20 protein-coding genes are annotated in these 17,522 nt (G+C 67.1%); 10 read left to right on the forward strand and 10 right to left on the reverse strand.

Annotated elements, in window-relative coordinates:
- Nucleotides 1–8 precede the first annotated feature (8 nt).
- The 3 genes from ON32_RS22620 to ON32_RS22630 all read left to right on the forward strand — a co-directional run bounded on the left by ON32_RS22620 (nt 9) and on the right by ON32_RS22630 (nt 3,245).
- Nucleotides 9–1,529, forward strand: coding sequence for an adenylate/guanylate cyclase domain-containing protein (locus ON32_RS22620; RefSeq protein WP_085995252.1), 1,521 nt, complete (start codon nt 9–11; stop codon nt 1,527–1,529).
- 4 nt (nt 1,530–1,533) lie between these two features.
- Nucleotides 1,534–2,802: a lysylphosphatidylglycerol synthase transmembrane domain-containing protein gene (locus tag ON32_RS22625; RefSeq protein ID WP_083874723.1), complete on the forward strand. Its 1,269-nt coding sequence runs from the start codon at nt 1,534–1,536 to the stop codon at nt 2,800–2,802.
- Nucleotides 2,803–2,873: 71 nt separating this feature from the next.
- On the forward strand, nt 2,874–3,245 hold the full coding sequence (locus ON32_RS22630) for a DUF3054 domain-containing protein (protein WP_040793012.1): 372 nt from the start codon (nt 2,874–2,876) through the stop codon (nt 3,243–3,245).
- A gap of 37 nt (nt 3,246–3,282) precedes the next feature.
- Here ON32_RS22630 and ON32_RS22635 read toward each other — a convergent pair whose 3' ends face one another.
- Complete coding sequence (locus tag ON32_RS22635; RefSeq protein ID WP_051133601.1) at nt 3,283–4,959, reverse strand: NTF2-like N-terminal transpeptidase domain-containing protein; 1,677 nt, start codon at nt 4,957–4,959, stop codon at nt 3,283–3,285.
- Between the two features lie 310 nt (nt 4,960–5,269).
- Here ON32_RS22635 and aroQ point away from each other — a divergent pair, with 310 nt between their 5' ends.
- On the forward strand, nt 5,270–5,740 hold the full coding sequence (gene aroQ, locus ON32_RS22640) for a type II 3-dehydroquinate dehydratase (RefSeq protein ID WP_040793013.1): 471 nt from the start codon (nt 5,270–5,272) through the stop codon (nt 5,738–5,740).
- Nucleotides 5,741–5,797: 57 nt separating this feature from the next.
- On the opposite strand, the gene ON32_RS22645 is transcribed toward aroQ, so the two are convergent.
- The gene (locus ON32_RS22645; protein ID WP_040793014.1) at nt 5,798–6,244 is read right to left on the reverse strand and encodes a nitroreductase family deazaflavin-dependent oxidoreductase; all 447 of its coding nucleotides are present in this window, start codon (nt 6,242–6,244) and stop codon (nt 5,798–5,800) included.
- Between the two features lie 158 nt (nt 6,245–6,402).
- Here ON32_RS22645 and ON32_RS22650 point away from each other — a divergent pair, with 158 nt between their 5' ends.
- On the forward strand, nt 6,403–6,750 hold the full coding sequence (locus ON32_RS22650) for a DoxX family protein (RefSeq protein WP_040793015.1): 348 nt from the start codon (nt 6,403–6,405) through the stop codon (nt 6,748–6,750).
- Between the two features lie 137 nt (nt 6,751–6,887).
- Nucleotides 6,888–7,994, forward strand: coding sequence for a zinc-binding dehydrogenase (locus ON32_RS22655; protein WP_040793016.1), 1,107 nt, complete (start codon nt 6,888–6,890; stop codon nt 7,992–7,994).
- 15 nt (nt 7,995–8,009) lie between these two features.
- Here ON32_RS22655 and ON32_RS22660 read toward each other — a convergent pair whose 3' ends face one another.
- Entirely contained in the window at nt 8,010–8,918 is a 909-nt protein-coding gene (locus tag ON32_RS22660; protein WP_281032249.1) for an NAD(P)-dependent oxidoreductase, read from the reverse strand.
- 126 nt (nt 8,919–9,044) lie between these two features.
- Between ON32_RS22660 and ON32_RS22665 the strand changes: the two genes are divergently transcribed.
- The gene (locus tag ON32_RS22665) at nt 9,045–9,368 is read left to right on the forward strand and encodes a winged helix-turn-helix transcriptional regulator (RefSeq protein WP_157224298.1); all 324 of its coding nucleotides are present in this window, start codon (nt 9,045–9,047) and stop codon (nt 9,366–9,368) included.
- A gap of 19 nt (nt 9,369–9,387) precedes the next feature.
- On the opposite strand, the gene ON32_RS22670 is transcribed toward ON32_RS22665, so the two are convergent.
- A complete protein-coding gene (locus ON32_RS22670; RefSeq protein WP_040793113.1) occupies nt 9,388–10,524 on the reverse strand; it encodes a glycerate kinase in 1,137 nt (378 codons plus the stop codon).
- A gap of 87 nt (nt 10,525–10,611) precedes the next feature.
- Nucleotides 10,612–12,171, reverse strand: a complete 1,560-nt coding sequence (locus ON32_RS22675) for an alpha/beta hydrolase (protein WP_245551242.1) — start codon at nt 12,169–12,171, stop codon at nt 10,612–10,614.
- A 134-nt stretch (nt 12,172–12,305) separates the two neighbouring features.
- Between ON32_RS22675 and ON32_RS22680 the strand changes: the two genes are divergently transcribed.
- Nucleotides 12,306–12,617: a GNAT family N-acetyltransferase gene (locus tag ON32_RS22680; RefSeq protein ID WP_040793019.1), complete on the forward strand. Its 312-nt coding sequence runs from the start codon at nt 12,306–12,308 to the stop codon at nt 12,615–12,617.
- Nucleotides 12,618–12,632: 15 nt separating this feature from the next.
- Here ON32_RS22680 and ON32_RS22685 read toward each other — a convergent pair whose 3' ends face one another.
- Nucleotides 12,633–13,394 (reverse strand): lysophospholipid acyltransferase family protein, encoded by a 762-nt coding sequence (locus ON32_RS22685; RefSeq protein ID WP_040793020.1) that lies wholly within the window; start codon nt 13,392–13,394, stop codon nt 12,633–12,635.
- 125 nt (nt 13,395–13,519) lie between these two features.
- Here ON32_RS22685 and ON32_RS22690 point away from each other — a divergent pair, with 125 nt between their 5' ends.
- Nucleotides 13,520–14,179: a YqgE/AlgH family protein gene (locus ON32_RS22690; protein WP_040793021.1), complete on the forward strand. Its 660-nt coding sequence runs from the start codon at nt 13,520–13,522 to the stop codon at nt 14,177–14,179.
- Nucleotides 14,180–14,229: 50 nt separating this feature from the next.
- Here ON32_RS22690 and ON32_RS22695 read toward each other — a convergent pair whose 3' ends face one another.
- The 3 genes from ON32_RS22695 to ON32_RS22705 are packed head-to-tail and all read right to left on the reverse strand — an operon-like array spanning nt 14,230 to nt 16,355.
- Nucleotides 14,230–14,583 carry an SCO6045 C-terminal-like domain-containing protein gene (locus ON32_RS22695; RefSeq protein WP_051133578.1) on the reverse strand — a complete coding sequence of 118 codons (354 nt, stop codon included), beginning with the start codon at nt 14,581–14,583 and terminating at the stop codon, nt 14,230–14,232.
- Nucleotides 14,580–15,443: an MbnB/TglH/ChrH family RiPP precursor modification enzyme gene (locus ON32_RS22700; RefSeq protein WP_040793022.1), complete on the reverse strand. Its 864-nt coding sequence runs from the start codon at nt 15,441–15,443 to the stop codon at nt 14,580–14,582. The genes ON32_RS22695 and ON32_RS22700 overlap by 4 nt, the downstream gene beginning before the upstream one ends.
- Nucleotides 15,444–15,446: 3 nt before the next feature.
- Entirely contained in the window at nt 15,447–16,355 is a 909-nt protein-coding gene (locus ON32_RS22705; RefSeq protein WP_040793023.1) for a TIGR04222 domain-containing membrane protein, read from the reverse strand.
- A 111-nt stretch (nt 16,356–16,466) separates the two neighbouring features.
- Here ON32_RS22705 and ON32_RS22710 point away from each other — a divergent pair, with 111 nt between their 5' ends.
- Nucleotides 16,467–16,844, forward strand: a complete 378-nt coding sequence (locus ON32_RS22710; protein WP_040793024.1) for a cupin domain-containing protein — start codon at nt 16,467–16,469, stop codon at nt 16,842–16,844.
- Nucleotides 16,845–16,869: 25 nt separating this feature from the next.
- Here the strand turns inward: ON32_RS22710 and ON32_RS22715 are convergent, their stop codons facing one another.
- Entirely contained in the window at nt 16,870–17,277 is a 408-nt protein-coding gene (locus ON32_RS22715; RefSeq protein WP_040793116.1) for an SdpI family protein, read from the reverse strand.
- Nucleotides 17,278–17,522: the final 245 nt, after the last annotated feature.

Consider the following 17,522-nt stretch of genomic DNA (forward strand, 5'->3'; position numbering starts at 1 on the left):
AACAGACCATGCACACGCGCTGGCCGTTGTATCTGACGTCCATGCTGTTGGCGAACGCCTTCGGCGCAGTGTTGGTGTGGGCGTACATCCAATACGGCCTGCCGGTGCCCGAGGGCGAGGTTCCCGGCACCCGGCAGATCGGTCTGCTGATACCCGGTCTGGTCTTCGTTTTCGGCGGCGTGCTCAGTGTGCTGGCCTCGGCGCTGATGTTGCGACCGGTGATGCGCTGGCAGGTGCGCGGCGGACCGCCGAGCCGCCAGGAGCAGATGGCCGCGCTGCACGCCCCGCTGCGGCAGGCCATTCTGCATCTGGGGCTGTGGCTCGTCGGCGGCGCGGTCCTGGCGTCGGCGATCATTGTGCGAACCCCGGCGCTCGCCGGGACGGTGATCGTCACCCTGTGTATGTCCGCGACCGTCGTCTTCGGTTTCACCTATATGCTCGGCGAGCGCATTCTGCGGCCTGTCGCCGCCCAGGCACTGACCGAGGGCACCTTCGATCACACCCTCACCCCAGGGGTCGGCACCCGCATGGCCATGACCTGGGGTATGGGCACCTTCGCCCCGACCATCGGCATCGTGCTGCTGTGCGTCACCCAGATCTCGTCGGATGTGAAGTTCTCGGCGCAATCGCTGGCCGTGTCCATCCTGCTGCTGTGTGGGCTGGTGATCATGCAGGCACTGGCGTTGTCCATGCTCACCGCGTCCAGTATCTCCGATCCGATACGCCAGCTCAGCCAGGCGATCAACCAGGTGCAGGCCGGGGAGCGCGATGTCCAGGTCGAGGTGTTCGACGGCAGTGAGATCGGGTTGTTGCAGGTGGGCTTCAACCGGATGATGGAAGAGGCCGTCACCCGCCAACGGTTGCAGGAGCTCTTCGGCCAGCACGTCGGCGCCGAGGTCGCCCAGCGGGCCCTCGACTACGGCACCGAACTGGGTGGTGAGACACGGTTCGTGGCGGTGCTGTTCGTGGATATGGTCGGCTCGACCGCCACCGCGGCGGAACGCCCACCCACCGAGGTGGTCAGCCTGCTCAACGAATTCTTCCGCGTGGTGGTCGATGTGCTCGACCGGCACCACGGATTCGTGAACAAATTCGTCGGCGACGCCGCACTCGCGATTTTCGGCGCGCCGCTGGACCGGCCCGACGCGCCGACCGCCGCGCTGGCCGCGGCCCGGGAGCTACGCGAGGAGTTACGGGAAATACCCGGTCTCGATATCGGCATCGGCGTGTCGGCCGGACTGGCCGTTGCAGGCAATATCGGTGCGGCCAATCGCTTCGAATACACCGTTATCGGTGACCCGGTGAACGAGGCGTCCCGGCTGACCGAACTCGCCAAAGAGGAGCCGGGTCGAGTCCTCGCCTCGGGCTCGGCACTGTATTTCGCCGAGGAAAGCGAACAGCAGTGCTGGGTTTCCGGCGAAGAGGTGCAGTTACGCGGTCGTCCCCGGAAAACCAGACTGGTTCGACCACGCGAGGCGGTTGTCGAGGAAGACGGTACCGAAGGCCTGCAGGACCATTCGTTAGGCTGAGCGGATGACGGCCGACGGAGTCCCGGCGGGGGAGCCCACGACGCTCCCCGCATCGGCCGAACCCCGACGAAGATTTCGGTGGATCAAATGGCTCGCCGGAGCGATCCTGCTGGCGCTACTGGTGGGGGAAGGTGTCTATCTGTGGCCGCGATTGCATGAATCGTGGCGCAAGCTCACCGAAATCCATTGGGGTTGGGTGGCCGGCTGTATCGCATGGCAAATGGTGTCGATGAGCGGTTTCGGCCGGATACAGAAACAGCTGCTGCACGCGGGTGGTGTGGCGGTGAGCCGGCTCAAATCCGTCGCGGTGGTCTACGGGGCCACGGCCATGTCGGTGACCCTGCCGGCCGGCCAGGTGTTCTCCACCGCGTTCACCTACCGGCAGACCCGGCGGTGGGGGGCCAGCCCGGTGGTGGCGTCGTGGCAACTGATGTTCTCGGGTGTGGTCTCCGCCGTGGGTCTGGCATTGCTCGGTGTGGGCGGCACACTGTTGGCCGGAGGCCGGGTGGGTCCCGTCGAATTGATCCTGTCGGTGACCGCCATGGTGGCCCTGATCTGGGCGGGCAATTACGCGTCGCGACATCCGGGCACCCTGGAATCCCTACTGCTGCGGCTGCTCGCCCTGGTCAACCGGGTGCGCCGACGGCCGGCCGAGCACGGGATGAACAAGATCGCCGAACTGCTGGACCAGCTGGAATCGGTTGAGCTGGGCAGCCGGGACGGTATCTGGGTGGGCTGGTGGGCGGTGGTGCACCGTATGGCCGATGTGGCCTGTTTGGGCGCCGCCTGCTACGCCATCGGCGGTGATCCCCGGTGGGCGGGCCTGTTGATCGCATTCGCGGCGGGTAAGGCCGTCGGTTCCATTCCGTTCGCCCCCGGCGGCATCGTGTACGTCGACGCGACGCTGATCTACGGCCTGACCGCCGCCGCGGGCCTGACCGCGGCTCAGGCCGTCGCGGCGGCGTTCGTCTACCGGCTGGTCAGCTTCGTGCTGGTCGCAGTCATCGGTTGGATCGTGTTCCTCTTCCTGTTCCGCACCCCGCATGACGACGATGCCGAGTACGAGAAAGAGGTCGCGATACCCGAATTGCCGCGACTGGCGGCCCGGCGGGTCCGTGGGTCCCTGGGTTCGGATACTTCCGCGGCGCGCGGACCGCGCCGGGGCGGGACGGTGCCCGAGCAGACGGGCCGGGTCGCGGATGAGCGGAAGGACACCGGGCAGCGGGAAACGGATCGAGCGGAAGGGGTGGACCGAACCCGTGCCGAACCGTGAGCCGCGCCGGTATCCCCTACGGCTGCGTTGCGTGACCGGACGCCCGAGCCACGGGTATTAGGCTGCCAGTCGTGAAGAAGTTCGGGCCGATCGCTGTGGATGTGCTGTTGGTGGTGCTGTTCTGTATGCTCGGCCGGCGCAGCCACGACGAGGCGGTGCTCAGTGGACTGCTGCATACCGTCTGGCCATTCGGCATCGGGCTCGCGGTGGGCTGGGTGCTGGCCGCGGCGGTGAGTCGGCGACGGACCGGCGACGAACCCTTCGATGGCACCATGGTGTGGCCCACCGGTATCGCGGTGTGGGGGTGCACGCTGGTGATCGGCATGCTGCTGCGGGTCGTGAGCGGTCAGGGCACCGCGGCGAGCTTCATCCTGGTGGCGAGCACGGTGCTGGCCTTCTTCCTACTCGGATGGCGTGGCGCCATCCGAGCGATCGAGAACTGACGGTTCGTCGGCCGGAGACCGTTTCGAGCGATGGGCCTCAGATCTCCGGATCGGTCAACGACTGCAGCAGTTTCGCCGCCATCCGCACCACCATATCGTCGCTGTCGACGTCCGCGATGTGGATGGCGAAGGCCAGATCGCCCATGGTGGCGATGAGCCATCCGTCGTCACCGGCCCTGGCCGAGAATCCGCTGACGTCCCGGTAGGTGCGCAGACGGGCGAAATGCGGGGCGTTCATCGTATCCCGCAGCATGGTGCGCAGCCGGTCGGTGACCGGTGCGGGCAGGGGCTCCAACTGGGCATCCGTCGTCCCGGGACGGCCGCGTTCGATCATCGGCGGCAATGCCTGGCCGTGGGCGATGGCGGCGGCCGCGATGGCCATTCCGAACGGGCTGGCCAGCATGGCATCGGGTCCGCTGCCCTGACGCACCGGTTCGGCGCTGCGTCCCGCGAGCGCCGCCTGACCGGTGACCTCATCGAGTCCGGGGACCCGGAAATCGACGCCGACCCCGAGCATGGTCGCGGCCTCTGCAGCTTCCTGCGCCGAAATATCTTTGGGGTCTTTACCTTTGGCGGCCGCCGCGGCGGCGCGGAACAGTTCGATACCGCCGCCCACCGGGTAGAGGCCGGTGAAGGCGACCGGCCCCTGCGCGCTGGAGTAATTGTTCTGTGCCGCCGCCACAACCGCACCCGTGGAGGGCTGGATGGCCACGATGGAAGCCGGTGTCCCCACACTGACCACCGCTTCCTCGGCGGCACGCTGCAGCTTCTGGTCCATGGTGCCCGCGATATCGGGACCGGCCGGCCCCTGCTCGCCGGCGAGTTGGGTGAGGAACTTGCCGTTCTCGAACAGCTGCACACCCCAACCGGAATGCCGTTCCTGGCTTTCCTCCCAGACGTTCTGCATGGCATCCAGCAGTGGTGAGAAGATGCGCCGGTCGGAGACGATGAGTCGCGGCTCCTTTTCCATCACCACCCCGGGGATGGGCGCCATCCGCGGTTCCAGGATCACGAAATCGCCCTCGCGCAGGCTCACCGCGGTAATCGGCTTACCACCCGATTGCGCCAGTTCTTCCCGCAGTGTCTCGCCGGTGATCAGTGGGGCGACCGGCTCGATGGCAGCGGCCAGCGCGTCCGTGGAGGCCACCGGGTCGGGCATCCGCGCCGGATCGAGTTTGACGACATTGATGACCTGTCTGGTCATCAATGGCTGCCCTACATTGTCCACCACCTTGGGCGGCGGTTCGGGGGTGGTGCGCACCAGTTGGACAGTGCGGTCGTGTTCGAGTTTCGGCATGACAATGCCCGGATCCCAAGAGATGCGCCAACCGATGGCGAGTTTTCGAATGGTCCCCTCGAGGCTATAACTCCAGTTCTTGTTCTCACCGAAATTCCACTCGGCATCCAGGGTGAACAGTCCCGCATCGGAGCCGAGTTCGATGAATTGCGACATTTCGTAGTCGACCTCGCCCGAGCCGAGACCGTCGAACATTTGCTCGAGAGTTGCGGAGGCGGCCGAAGGGTAAGAGGTCAGCTCGGCGGCGGCAGCGTGATCATGCTCGTCCAGCAGGTCGGTGAAGCGCTCGACGACAGCTCGGGGACCGGCTTCCTCCGCGCCGGTCCCGCACGACCCCATAGCGATTGCCAGAGCCGCCACCCCCGCGAGTGCCAGTGCGCCCCGGAAGCGAAAGCGGCGGGATCCCCACAAATCCATGTCGCCCACTCTTCACTCTTGTCACTCCAGTAACAAGACCACGTTACCTGAAAAATGCCTGTTTGCGACGCCCCGCTAACCCGAGCCCACAGCGTCACGCAACCTTCCCAATTGTGCCCCACCGCCAACCGGCGCCGGCACGGACCATGATCATTTACCCGGCCGCCTGTCGACGCTCGGCGAGGCTACGCTACCGGTCGCCCCGAATACGCATACCGTTACCCCGGCTGTCGGTTCTCCTTTCGGAATACCCCGTGGTGCCGGTGGGGAACCCTTCGGGTGACCCACCGTTGTCGGTAGGGTTGCCGGCATGCCCGAAAACGACGGCCGGCAGATCCCGAGCGGCCCGATCCTGGTGCTCAACGGACCCAATCTCAATATGCTCGGCACACGCCAACCTCAGGTGTACGGCTCGGAAACCTTGACCGATGTAATCGAATTGTGTCGTCGAACCGCCGCCGCGCACGGTCGCGAGATCACCGACTTCCAATCGAACTCCGAAGGCGAGCTGATCGATCGCATCCATCGTGCCCGCGGCGCGGAATCGGCCATTGTGATCAACCCCGGCGGACTCACCCACACCTCGGTGGCACTCCGGGATGCACTGGTGATCCCCGAAGTGCCGATTGTGGAGGTGCACATCAGCAATGTGCACGCGCGCGAGGAATTTCGACATCACTCCTACATCTCGCCGATCGCCACGGCCGTCGTCGCCGGTATGGGCATCTACGGATATGCCGCCGCCATCGAGTTCCTGACCCGCCGCTCATCGCCGGCCTGATGCGCTCCCCACCCACCGGAGCGCCACCGATCGGCGGGCGCCTTCGCGGACCGACGGTCAGCTGATCCGAAAGACCGGAAAACCCGGTGCGATGGCGGCGAGTTCGTCGTCGGTGGCGTCCTTGGTGACCCCCTCGAAGAACCGGCCCACCTCCCAACCCCACCGCTGCAGGTACAGGCGCAGTAACGGCACCTTGTCGGCATCCGGCACCTCCACCGCGGTGAAGGCCTCGACCTTGCGCCCTCGGCGCAATTCACCCGTACCGGCCACCCGAAGGTTGCGCACCCACTGGGTGTGGCCCCGCGGCGCCACGAGATAGCGCTGCCCATCCTCGGCCGTCAGCACGTTCACCGGGGTTGTCCGCCACTCCCCGCTGGTGCGGCCCCGCACGGCCAGCAGGCACGACCCCGCCACACTGATTCCCCACTTCGACAGCCGACGGAACAGGCCGTTCAGGATCGGGTCGAAGCGGTTGGGGGCGACGTATCGGGTTTCGGCAGCCATTTCCTTCTCCTTGTGAGCGATGCTCTCTGTTGTGAACAACGATCGCATTTACCCCCGCTTTTGTCAAGAGCAGTGCTCTCGCTTTTGGCACCTGTCACACTCGGGGAAGCCAGGTCGTCTATCCGACATCCGAACCATTTCGTTCCGAGGAGTTGGCGATGTCGATCGCATATACGGTTGTGACGGTGCTCGCGGCGGCCTGGGTGGGATTCTCGGCCGGGGCGGTGTTCGCCCATGCCGGGTGGGTCGTGGACGCCCTGCGCGACTACGGAATCCCGGAATCGTGGTGGCCGTGGCTGGGAACAGCCAAGGCACTCGGCGCCGTTGGGCTCATCGTCGGGCTGTTCGTCCCGATCGTCGGGGCACCAGCGACCATCGGATTGGTGCTGTACTTCGCCGGCGCGGTACTCACCGTCCTACGGGCCCGCGCGTATTCGCACATCCCGTATCCACTGCTGTACCTGACCCCCGTGGTGGTCGCCTCGGGACTGGGACTTGCGGCCTGATTACGGCGAATACCGCACCCGCGCGGGGCATTTCTGGAACGGTGAGCTCAGGCGATCGCATCGCTGGTCGCGGCCCTGGCCGGACGATCGATGCGATACCCGCGAGTGGTTTCCGAGAGATCGCAGAGGAGTGGCGCGTGAAGGCCGCGATATTCGAGGGCAACGGCCCCCACCTGGTGATCGAGGATATTCCGGTGCCGGTCCCGCGACGGGGGGAAGTGTTACTGCGGGTCTCGGCCTGCGGTGTCTGTCATACCGACCTGCATGTGCTCGAATCCGAGGTCGCATTCCCGACGCCGGCGGTACTCGGCCACGAGGTCTCCGGGGTCGTCGAGCAGATCGGCGAGGGGGTGCGCAGTGTCGAGGTGGGCGACGAGGTCGTATGCAGTTTCATCATGCCGTGCGGGGATTGCCGACATTGCGTGCGCGGCATGGAGGATCTGTGCGAGAAGTTCTTCGCCTACAACCGCCTGGGCGGCACCCTCTACGACGGTACGAGCCGGCTGTTCCGGGCCGACGGGACACCGCTGGCGATGTACTCGATGGGCGGACTGGCCGAATACTGCGTGGTACCCGCCTCGGATGTGTTCGTCGTGCCGCCCGAGATCGGGCTGGAAGCGGTATCGATCCTGGGATGCAGTTCGTTCACGGCGCTCGGCGCGATCAATACGGCCGAGCCATCGTTGGGCGACCGAATCGCGGTGATCGCCGCCGGCGGGGTGGGATCGTCGATCGTGCAGTTCGCCGTCGCGGCGGGCGTCGCCCAGATCATCGCCATTGATATCGCCGATGAAAAACTCTCCGCGGTAGCAGAACTCGGCGCCACCCATACGATCAACTCCCGTACCGAGGATGTCGTGGAGCGAGTACGCGAACTCACCGACGGTCACGGCGTGGATATCGCCTTCGAAGCGCTCGGCAGCGCGGCGACCTTCGCGACCGCGCTCGACATCCTGGACGACGGCGGTCGCGCGGTGATCGTCGGCATCGCGCCCGCCGGTTCCACCGGTTCGATCGACCTGGCCCGGCTGGTGCGGCGCAAACTCCAGATCCGCGGCTCCTACGGCGCCAAGGCCCGCACCGATATGCCCGCGCTGCTGCGGATGGTGGCCGCGGATATCGTACGACCCGAGGAGGTCATCACCCGTCGCTATCCCCTCGACCGGGCCGACGAGGCCTATCGGGCGCTGGCCCGAGGGGAGATCGTCGGCCGGGCCATCATCGAGATGGAGGCCTCGCCTTAGCCGTTCGGAAACCGGTCACGCGGTGGGAGAACGCATCAACTCGAAGATCGATACCGCCCGTCCCCGCTGCTCACTCACCCGCCGGGCCTTACGCCAGAACCCCTGTGCGGTGCGCGAGAGAGTGGCGTCCACGCCGACCTCCTCGCTCGCGTCGATGATGTGCTGGGCGGCGGCGTCCATCATCGCGAACGAGGCGATATCGCCCCAGCCGCCGTTCATGGCATCCTCGGCGTACTGCTCCATGAAGAACGGGATGGCCTCGCTGAACCGTTTCGCGTACGGCAGGAAACGGCCGAGATCGACCCCGGATCGGTCGAGGACGGCGAGCGCCTGCTGATAGGACAGCATCCAGGGGTGGAATGTGATCAACAGCGCCTGGTAGTAGACCTGCGCGAGACCGTCGTCGTCGCCCAGGTACTCCGGCGGGCTCAATGGACGCAGCAGCTCGGCATGCGCGTCGAAGATCGCACGCGGCCCGCTGTAGAAGATGTACGAAGCGGGATGGGTGATGTTGTCGCCCGCCGACATGAAACCACCCGAGATGAACTCCGCTCCGTGCGAGCGAACCCACTGTGCTCCTTTGCGGGCATTCTCGGGCGAATCGGAGGACAGGTTGGCTATCACCTTGCCGGGCAGATGGTCGACGGCCTGGCCCAGCACGTCGTACATGGCGGCGTAGTGGGTGAGACTGACGACGATCACCTCGTTGGCATCGAGCACCTCGGCCACGGTCGACGCTCGACGCGCGCCCAGCTCGACCATCGCCTCGACCTTGGCCGCGGTGCGGTTCCAGACGGTGACCTCGGTTCCGGCGGCGAGGAACTCCTTGACCATGGCCTGCCCCATCGGCCCCAGGCCGATGACACTGATGGAACGGGGATGCTGCTGCGACATCGAAAACGCCCTTCGGTCGTCGGTTCGGATATTTTTCGGCGCCGGCTCGATGCTCGTCGGCGCAGGTAGAGTCGACAAGAACGCACCTTTGGGGGTGGTTGCTCACCTCGAGGTTCGTAATGAGGTCAGGAGGATGCGGTGAGTGTCGAAAGTGATATGGATCACCAAGTCTGCGGTATGTCGCTGGCAATCGACGTGGTGGGCGGCAAGTGGAAACTCCACCTGATGTGGGTACTCGGCGAGGGACCGCAGCGTTTCGGCCAAATCCGCCGCATCCTCGACGGTGTGAGCGAGAAGGTACTCACCGAGAACCTGCGGCAGCTGGAGGCCGCCGGGATCATCTCCCGCACGGTCTATCCGGAAGTCCCGCCGCGAGTGGAGTATTCGCTCACCCCACTGGGCGAGGAGCTGCGCGTGGCCCTGCGCCCGCTGGAGGAATGGGGCGAACGACACCGCGATGAACTCATGACCACCGCCTGACGAACCGACGCGCCGCGACTCACCGCGGAACCGGTGTCGTTTTCGGCAGGTCGCCGGCAATGCGCGCGCCCACACGCTCCAACAGGGGCGCGGCCTCGGTTATACAGCGACCCGGATCCGGCTCGAGCTCGGTGAGCGCGTAGGCCGCGTGGAATCCGGCCGCCCGCAATCGGCCCTCCGACAGTGCCAGGCGGCCCGCCACCGCGACCACCGGGACATCCGCGCCGGTCGCGGCCGCGCAAACCCCCATCGGAGCTTTCCCGTGCAGGGTCTGCTCGTCCATCGACCCCTCACCGGTGACCACCAGCGCCGCCCGGGACAGCCGAGCGCGAAAATCCAGAAGTTCCAATACTTCCTCGATACCACTGCGCACCCGGGCGCCGAGCACCGCCAATGCGCCGAATCCGGTGCCGCCCGCCGCACCCGAACCGGGTAGATCCGCGTAGGGCAGACCTGCCACTCGGGCCCAATTCGCAAGTGCCGCTTCGAGAATCTCCCGATCATGCGGTCCGACGCCCTTCTGTGGGCCGTAGACCGCCACGGCACCGGCGGGCCCGAGCAGCGGGTTGTCCACATCGCAGGCCAAGACGAATTCCGTTGCGGTAACCCGGGAATGCAGACCGGACAGATCCAGCCGCACCGCATCGCGCAAGGCGGCACCCCCGAGACCCACCGGACGCCCCGACACGTCGAGCACCCGGGCGCCCAGGGCGGTGAGCAGACCGGCGCCGCCATCGCTGGACGCACTGCCGCCCAACCCCAGCACGATTCGGGACACTCCCCGGTCCAGGGCATCCGCGATCAATACGCCCAGCCCGAAGGTGTTCGCACCCAGTGGATCCGGCCTACCGTCCGGCAACCGCGCCAACCCGACCACATTCGCCAGTTCGAGCACCGCGGTGGTGCCGCGCATTGCGTATACAGCCACCACGGGCCGTCCTGTCGGACCGGGCGCGGTGATCGGCACCGGCGTCCAGCCGGCCGACAGAAAGACGTCGACGGTCCCGTCGCCGCCATCGGCCACCGGAACCGTCTCGGTTCGGACATCCGGTCGGACTCGTCCGATACCGGCCGCCAGTGCCGCCGCCACGCGGGGCGCCGACAGGGAGCCTTTGAACTTGTCCGGAGCCAGGACGACCACAGGAGCCGCATTCATCCCCCGATTGTCGAGCGTGGCCGGGAAATCCGCACCTCGCCGACCGGCGCGCCGCGGCGACGAGAGGTGGACCACGTTCGGCGGCCCTCACCGTCGCGGTATCGGAGCCTCCTGCGCGGTCTGCGCGGTGATCCGCCCGGTCTCCAGATAGGCCAGTACCGGTTCGTCCACCGTCGCGTTGCCCCGCCCGAAAGTACCGTGATCACCGCCCTGCACGGTGATGAGCGAACCGCCGAGCGCCTGTGCCATGGCCGGGGCGCCCGCATAGTCGGTGAGTGGATCGTGGCGGCTGTGCAGCAGCAGTGGCGGGGTGCGCAGTCCGACCCCGCCGATCGGCACCGGACGGGTGCGCGATTCCCATCCGCTACAGGCGATTCCGACCCGAACCAGATCGGCGCGCGCGTCCATCGCATCACCACCGGAGCCGAGCGTCGCGAAAACCGACAGCAGTCGGTCCGGGCGTGCCGCTATGGCGTTCTCGTTACAGGTGACGGCAGAAAACACCGCGCGTCCACTGGGATCGGAACCGGTGACACCCTCGATGGCGAGCAGCCGGGAGATATCGGCCGGGTCGGCGTGCGCCTCGGCCATGGCAGTGGCGAACGCCGGCCAATAGGCCCGGGTGCGGATCGCCACCATGGTGGCGCCCAACAGCGGGACGTTCTCGGAACGCCCGCCGCCGGTCAATACCCGCATCATGTTCCGCAGCTTCCCCCACTGTTCGACGCCTCCGTCGACTCCCTTGCGGACCAGTCCGGCCAAGGGCTCGGGCAGATCCCCGGGCAGATCCCCGGAGCCGGTGGGGGGTGGGGTCAGGTTGGCGTACCAGCCGCCGCCCTGTTTCTCCACCAACTCCACCCAGGTGCGATACACCTGTAGCGGTGTCGCACCCAGGTGATAGGTGTCGTCGTGTTCGGCGATCCAGGTGAACAGGTCGCCCATCCGCTGTTTTCCCGCGGTCTGCTGTCGGGCGAACTGCTCGGTCCACACCCAGTTCGGGTGCACGGTGGAATCCAGGATCATCCGGTCCACGTGGTCCGGGAACAACGTCGCGTACACCGCGCCGAGATAGGTACCGTAGGAGATCCCCAGATAGCCGATACGATCCAGGCCGAGCGCGGCCCGCACCGCGTCCATATCGCGGGCGGTCTGTTCGGTGGTGATGGTGGCCGGATAACCCGGGTGCGCCGATTCGCACGCCTCCCACAGAGAGGTGTCCTCCCCGTCGGGATCGGCGGCAGACATTCCACAGGTGAGCGGAGTGGACCAGCGCAATCCACGGGGTTGCACCGCGAACCGGTCGTAATGGGTGGCCAGTTCGGCGGGTAGGACAGAACCGCGGCTCGCCCAGAAGTCGAGGGCATCCGCACCCGGCCCGCCCGGATTGGCGAAGAGAGCGCCGCGCCGCTCACCGGTGGCGGCGATCTTGCTGACGGTGATCTCGATCCGTGGGCCGTCCGGGCGCGCATGGTCCATCGGAACGGTGAGCACAGCACATCGCACCCCCGTGCCCGGGGTCACCGAACCCTCCGGACAGGAACCGAAGACGACCTCGGCCCGCGCGGACGGCGTGGTGAGCGACCCCAGAACCACTCCCACCGCGGCACATATCCCCGCGATACGCAAAAACCGCAGTGGGCTTTTCACATCGGCACCTCCCGCCGGTCGTGGCCGCGTCCGGCATCCTGCATTCTGCGCACCGGCGTGGAGGGGCACAAGTCGAAGTGCGCCGCGCCGTCGTCGAGGGGGCAAATCGGGCGGTGACCGAGTAACGTCGAGCCATGGCCACCGAGGTCCGCAACAATATCGCGCTGGAGCGCTTCGAGATCCAGGTCGACGGCACTATCGCGGGCTACACCGAGTACCAGGACACCGTGTCCGAGCGAGCTTTCGTGCACACCGAGATCGACCCTCGCTTTCCCACCCGGGACTGCGCACGTGTCCTCATCGCGAAAGCGCTGGAGCACACCTACCGTGACGGCCTGGGGGCACTGCCGATGTGCCCGCTGGTACGTGACTTCTTCGCCGGCCGACCGGAGTTCCTGCCGATGGTCCCGCATTGGGCTCGGGATCGTTTCGGACTGTCCCGATAGCGGTCACGATGGGCCTCAGTAGGCCGCCACCGCCGCATCCAGCGCCTGTTGGAGATCGGCGCGCACCAGACGAGCGATTTCGGCGGGACGCGCCGGCAGCTCGGTGACCGGCATCCCGAGGTGGAAACTCGCCGAAACGACCTCGTCCCGTGTCGGCTCGATCGTGGGGTCGGGGCGCGGGCCGTAACTCAGCCCCATACTCACCAGCGCCGGTCGCGCACCGAGTTTGGCGGCCCGGAACGCGATATGCCCGATTCCGCTGCCCACCGATTGCACCCGGGTATGGTCCACCTCGTTGCACGTGCCTTCCGGGAATACCGCCAGGCAGTCACCGCCGGCGAGCCGTTCGGCGCAGATGTCCATCATGCGCTGCCCCGCCGCATTGACCGCGCGCACCCCGTGGTCCTTGCCGCGGAACACCGGGATGCCGCCCATCATGTCGATCCGGCGCCGTTGTTTCGGCTCTTCGAACAGCTCGTCCTTGGCCAGTACCCTGGCCCGACCGATTATCGGCCGTAGTTCGCTGCGCCAGGCGGCCGCGGCCACGGTGTAGGGGTCCGACTGGGACAGATGGTTGATCGCAATGAGCAGGGGCACCCGTCGGGCGATCAGTTCGCGAATGGCGCGACGGGCCCCCTCCGCATAACCGACCCGAGGGCGATAACGCCGCCCGAGCAGGGCATACGCTCCTTTGGCCTGGAGCCGGTTCTGTCGATGGGCGCGATAGAAGTCGTAGACGGTATCGCTGTTGTCGAGCAGCACCACAGGCGGTTTCATGTCGCAGACTCTACGTCGACCGGCCATGGGTCGCCCGGTCACGATCGAGTCGACGAGGCCCCGCTTCCCAACACAGACCGTAATTAGGAGCAGCGCGACGGCGAAATAGCTGCGATGATGACAAGGTGGCACGCGCAGATGACCCCGATGATCGCAAGACCAGCGGCGGTCGCGACGGCGGAAGAAATTTCGAACCCGGCCGCCGCGGCTTCCGACAGGGCGAGCAGGCGGTGCGCGCGGGAATGCTACTGGTGGCGTCGACCACCCTGTCCGATCCCAACTTCCGCCGCACCATCGTGTACATCATCGAGCACAACGATGCCGGAACCCTGGGGGTGGTTCTGAACCGTCCGACGGATACCGCGGTGCACGATGTACTGCCGCAGTGGTCGCAGGCCTGCGCGAGCCCGCGGACATTGTTCGTCGGCGGCCCGGTCAAGCACGACGCCGCGCTGTGCCTGGGCACGGTGCGGGTGGGCGCGTCCATTACCGGGGTGCCGGGACTGCGTCGGGTGGATGGGCGAGTGGTGCTGGTCGATCTCGACGCCGACCCCGATCGGATCGGGGAACTGGTCGAGGGGATCCGCATCTTCGCGGGCTACTCCGGATGGACCTTCGGGCAACTGGAAGGCGAGCTGGACAACGACGATTGGATCGTGGTTTCGGCACTGCCCAGCGATCCCATCACCAGTCGGCGCGGTGATATGTGGGCCGACGTGCTACGTCGCCAGCCGTTGCCGCTGTCACTGCTGGCGACCCACCCCATCGAACTGGAACGCAACTGACCATTCCGCGCGAAAGTCCACCGTCTCGGCGAGAGAGCCGACATGTGGGCTCAGCCGCGCCGAAACGCACGCAGCAGCGCGGATAATCGACCCCACCGCGACGGCTCGTGCGGCGACCACGGGATGGCGGTATCGCGGGCGAAGCGGATGGCATCGGCTGTAACACCGGTTTTCGGCCGATGTCGTGCCCATTCGACGAAACGGTCCAGGAAATCCGGGCCCGCCGCGTGTGCGAGCGTGGGATGGTGCGCGGCGATTTCGCGGGCACGTTTGCGCAGCAGCACCTCCGCGGCGGCGGCGACGGCAGCCCGATCGAAACCCGGCGGAACCGGGTCTCCCCTGACCAGGGCGCGCACCAACGCCGCTTGTTGTTCCCGCAACCGCGCCGCCTCCGGCCCGGTCATCGCATCCCGGCCCGGGCGTGAGTGGTGATCGGGGCCCGGCCCGCGGCGGCGGCGATGGCATCCAATTCGTCCAACAGCTCGGCGGCGGGCGGATAGTCGCCGTCCCGTTCGAGCATCAGCGGCACCGGACGGTCGGTGACGTACTCGGCGACGAGGGCCAATACCTCGGTCGGAACGGGATGACGGTGGGTGTCGTGATAGCGACCGGCGACCTCTTCGCCGCCCGCGACGTGGCAATAGGCGACCCGCTCGGCCGGTAGGCGAAACAGTTCGGCCATCGGGTCCCGGCCTCGGTTGCGGGCATTGGCGTAGACATTGGCGATATCGACGAGCAGATACACACCGGTGCGGTCGACGAGTTCGGCGAGAAATTCCGCCTCGGTGTACCGGTCGTCGGGCCAGTCGAACAATGCCGCGATGTTCTCCACCGCCAGCGGCACGTCGAGCGCTTCCTGCGTACGGGTGATATTCGTGGTCAACGCGTCCAACGCGGTATCGGTCCGCGGAACCGGCAGCAGATGCCCGGCTTCGATACCGCTTGCCCGAACGAAGGCCACATGTTCGCTGGCCAGGGGCGCGCCGAGGGCGTCCGCGCAGGCCGCCAGATGCGCGACCCGTCGTTCGTCCACGGGCTCGGCGCCACCGAGTGAGAGCGAGACACCGTGCGCAACGACAATCGTGCCATTGCCGCGCAGGTGCTCGAGCTCGTCCGGAACCCGCACCGTGGCGGCTCGTCCGACCGCCGGGAGCGACTCCGCGATGACCTCGCAGAAGCCGAGCCCGTCCAACCGGGCGATCAGCCCGCAGATCGGTGGTCGCCAGCCGATACCGAGCGCGCCCTCGGGAAGTGGTCCGGACACCGGTCAGCCACCGCAGCCACCGCAGCCACCGCAACCGCTGCAGCCGCTGTCACCACCGCCGCCGTCACCACCGCCCCCGCCGTCACCACCGCTCCCGTCGGCCTGGGGAGCCGATATCGACTTCGACAGCCCTGGATCGAGCACCATCAGCGCGGCGGCGCCGTACAGCGCGGCCGCCGCAGCGGCGGCCGCCGGGCCGTATGTGGTGTAGGAGGGCGTATGCGACGGCCGCAGATGCCGATTGTCGAGGGTCGCGCGTTCTCGGGCGACCCGACCCATCGGGGTGACCCGCACCGGGGCCACTATCTGCCACCAGACGAGGGTCAGCAGCACCAGGACGATTCCGAGGAAGAACACCGAATTGCCGTTGATCAGGCCCGCTATGAATCGAACCGCGCCCAGCAGGCCGAGGATCACCACCGGCATACCGGCGTCGCGTAGAGTGCGCCGCAGCTCGTTCCCACCCAGGTAGCCGCGCCGGACGAGGTCGGCATGCAGCTCCGCCAACGCACCGTGCACCGACCGGGTGATGGCGGCGACCGACCGTGTGCGGCGACCGATCTGTTCACGCACGGCCAGGGTGAACGGATCGAGCCCGGCCGGTTCGCGGTCGGCGGCGTCGGGTGCCGCGGCGCCGGTGGAATCGACGAGGTCGTAGCTGCGCAGCAGGGCGATCGCCGCCATCACCGCGCGTTCGTCACCGAACAGCATGCCCAGCTCGGGGGCGGTCAGCTGTTCGGCGGGCGGTTCCACCGGAGCACGCGTCGCATTCCAGCGCAATCGGAATCCGATGGCGACGGCCAACAGAGCCATGGGTACATATACCCAGAGAAAAGCCGAACCGGAGATTCCCCAGGTTTCGCCCGCCAGGTACACCTGGGGGTATACGGCCGCCCGGTCGATACTGTCCATCCCGCCTCCCGGCCCCGCGCCAGTGATCCTTCCAGTATCGGGCCGGATCTTCGAGCACGCCATGGTGTTTCGGCGACCGATCCGTAACCGCCACCTGGCATCCTGGAGGTGATGAAGCCTTTCCAGGCCAATCCGGCGCCCGCGCACGGGACGGCAAGCCGCGAACTGCTGAGATTCACCCTCGGCCGGTATGAGATCGTGCTGCGGCAGACCCGCATCCACCCTGGCGGCAGCAGCGGATGGCATTACCACGACGGCACACTGTTCGTACTGGTGACAAAGGGCACCCTGGACCATCCGGGCCTCCACGCGCATCCGGTTTATCGACGAGGGCGCGTCTTCCGTGAGCCGAGCGGGCCGAAGTACCCGCATATCGCCCGCAACCGCGGCACCGAGACCCTGGGGTTGCTGGTGTGCTATCTCAACCCGGCGGGCAGTCCGCTCTCGCGCGCCATCGTTCCGCCGAACGAGTCGGCCGAACGGCCCTGATCACCGAATATCGGTGTGACGAGGTTCAGGAAGCGGGCCGGCAGGTATCGCGCAACGAACACGCCCCACAGGATTGCCCGCAGCCGCCGACCGGGGCCGGCGGGGCGATGGCCTCGGCCGCTCGGGCACCCGCGTCGGCACCGATACCCAGGGCGTACAACGCGAGGACCCCGACCCCGAGGGCGATCGGTAGTCCGATGAGACCGTCCACCGCGTTCACCACCACAGCGCCCGCGCCCAGTAGTGTCGCGGCACCGATCGTGGTGGGGGCGGCAATACGATTCGCGGCCCGGAAGGCGGCCTCGTCGCGAAGCGCCGCCTCGGTGTGCACACCGAAGAAACGGTTCGGCCGCAGTCGACCGGTCAGCCCGAGCACACCCGTCACCAGGGCCGATAGGGCCAGGACGAAGAGGATGAGGGCCACGACGAACACCGGGTGAGCGTATCGCAGGCAATTCGCGGCCACGCGGCCGACCTGCCCGACGAGCAGCGATGGAGACGCCGGTCACTCGGTCCGGAGGGGTTGGATCGCGGACGGCGGGCCGGTCCGGCGGACGGTGAAGTCACCCTTTTTGGGCTTGTCAAGGCCCACGTCTTACGCTGTTCGACGACGTGATATCTCCGGATCGGCAGCAGAGAAGGCAGGACCGTGCAGGACACCCGTGCATCCGAGACCGC

The sequence above is a fragment of the Nocardia paucivorans NBRC 100373 genome (assembly GCF_000308675.1).
GTDB classification, from domain to species: Bacteria; Actinomycetota; Actinomycetes; order Mycobacteriales; family Mycobacteriaceae; genus Nocardia; species Nocardia paucivorans.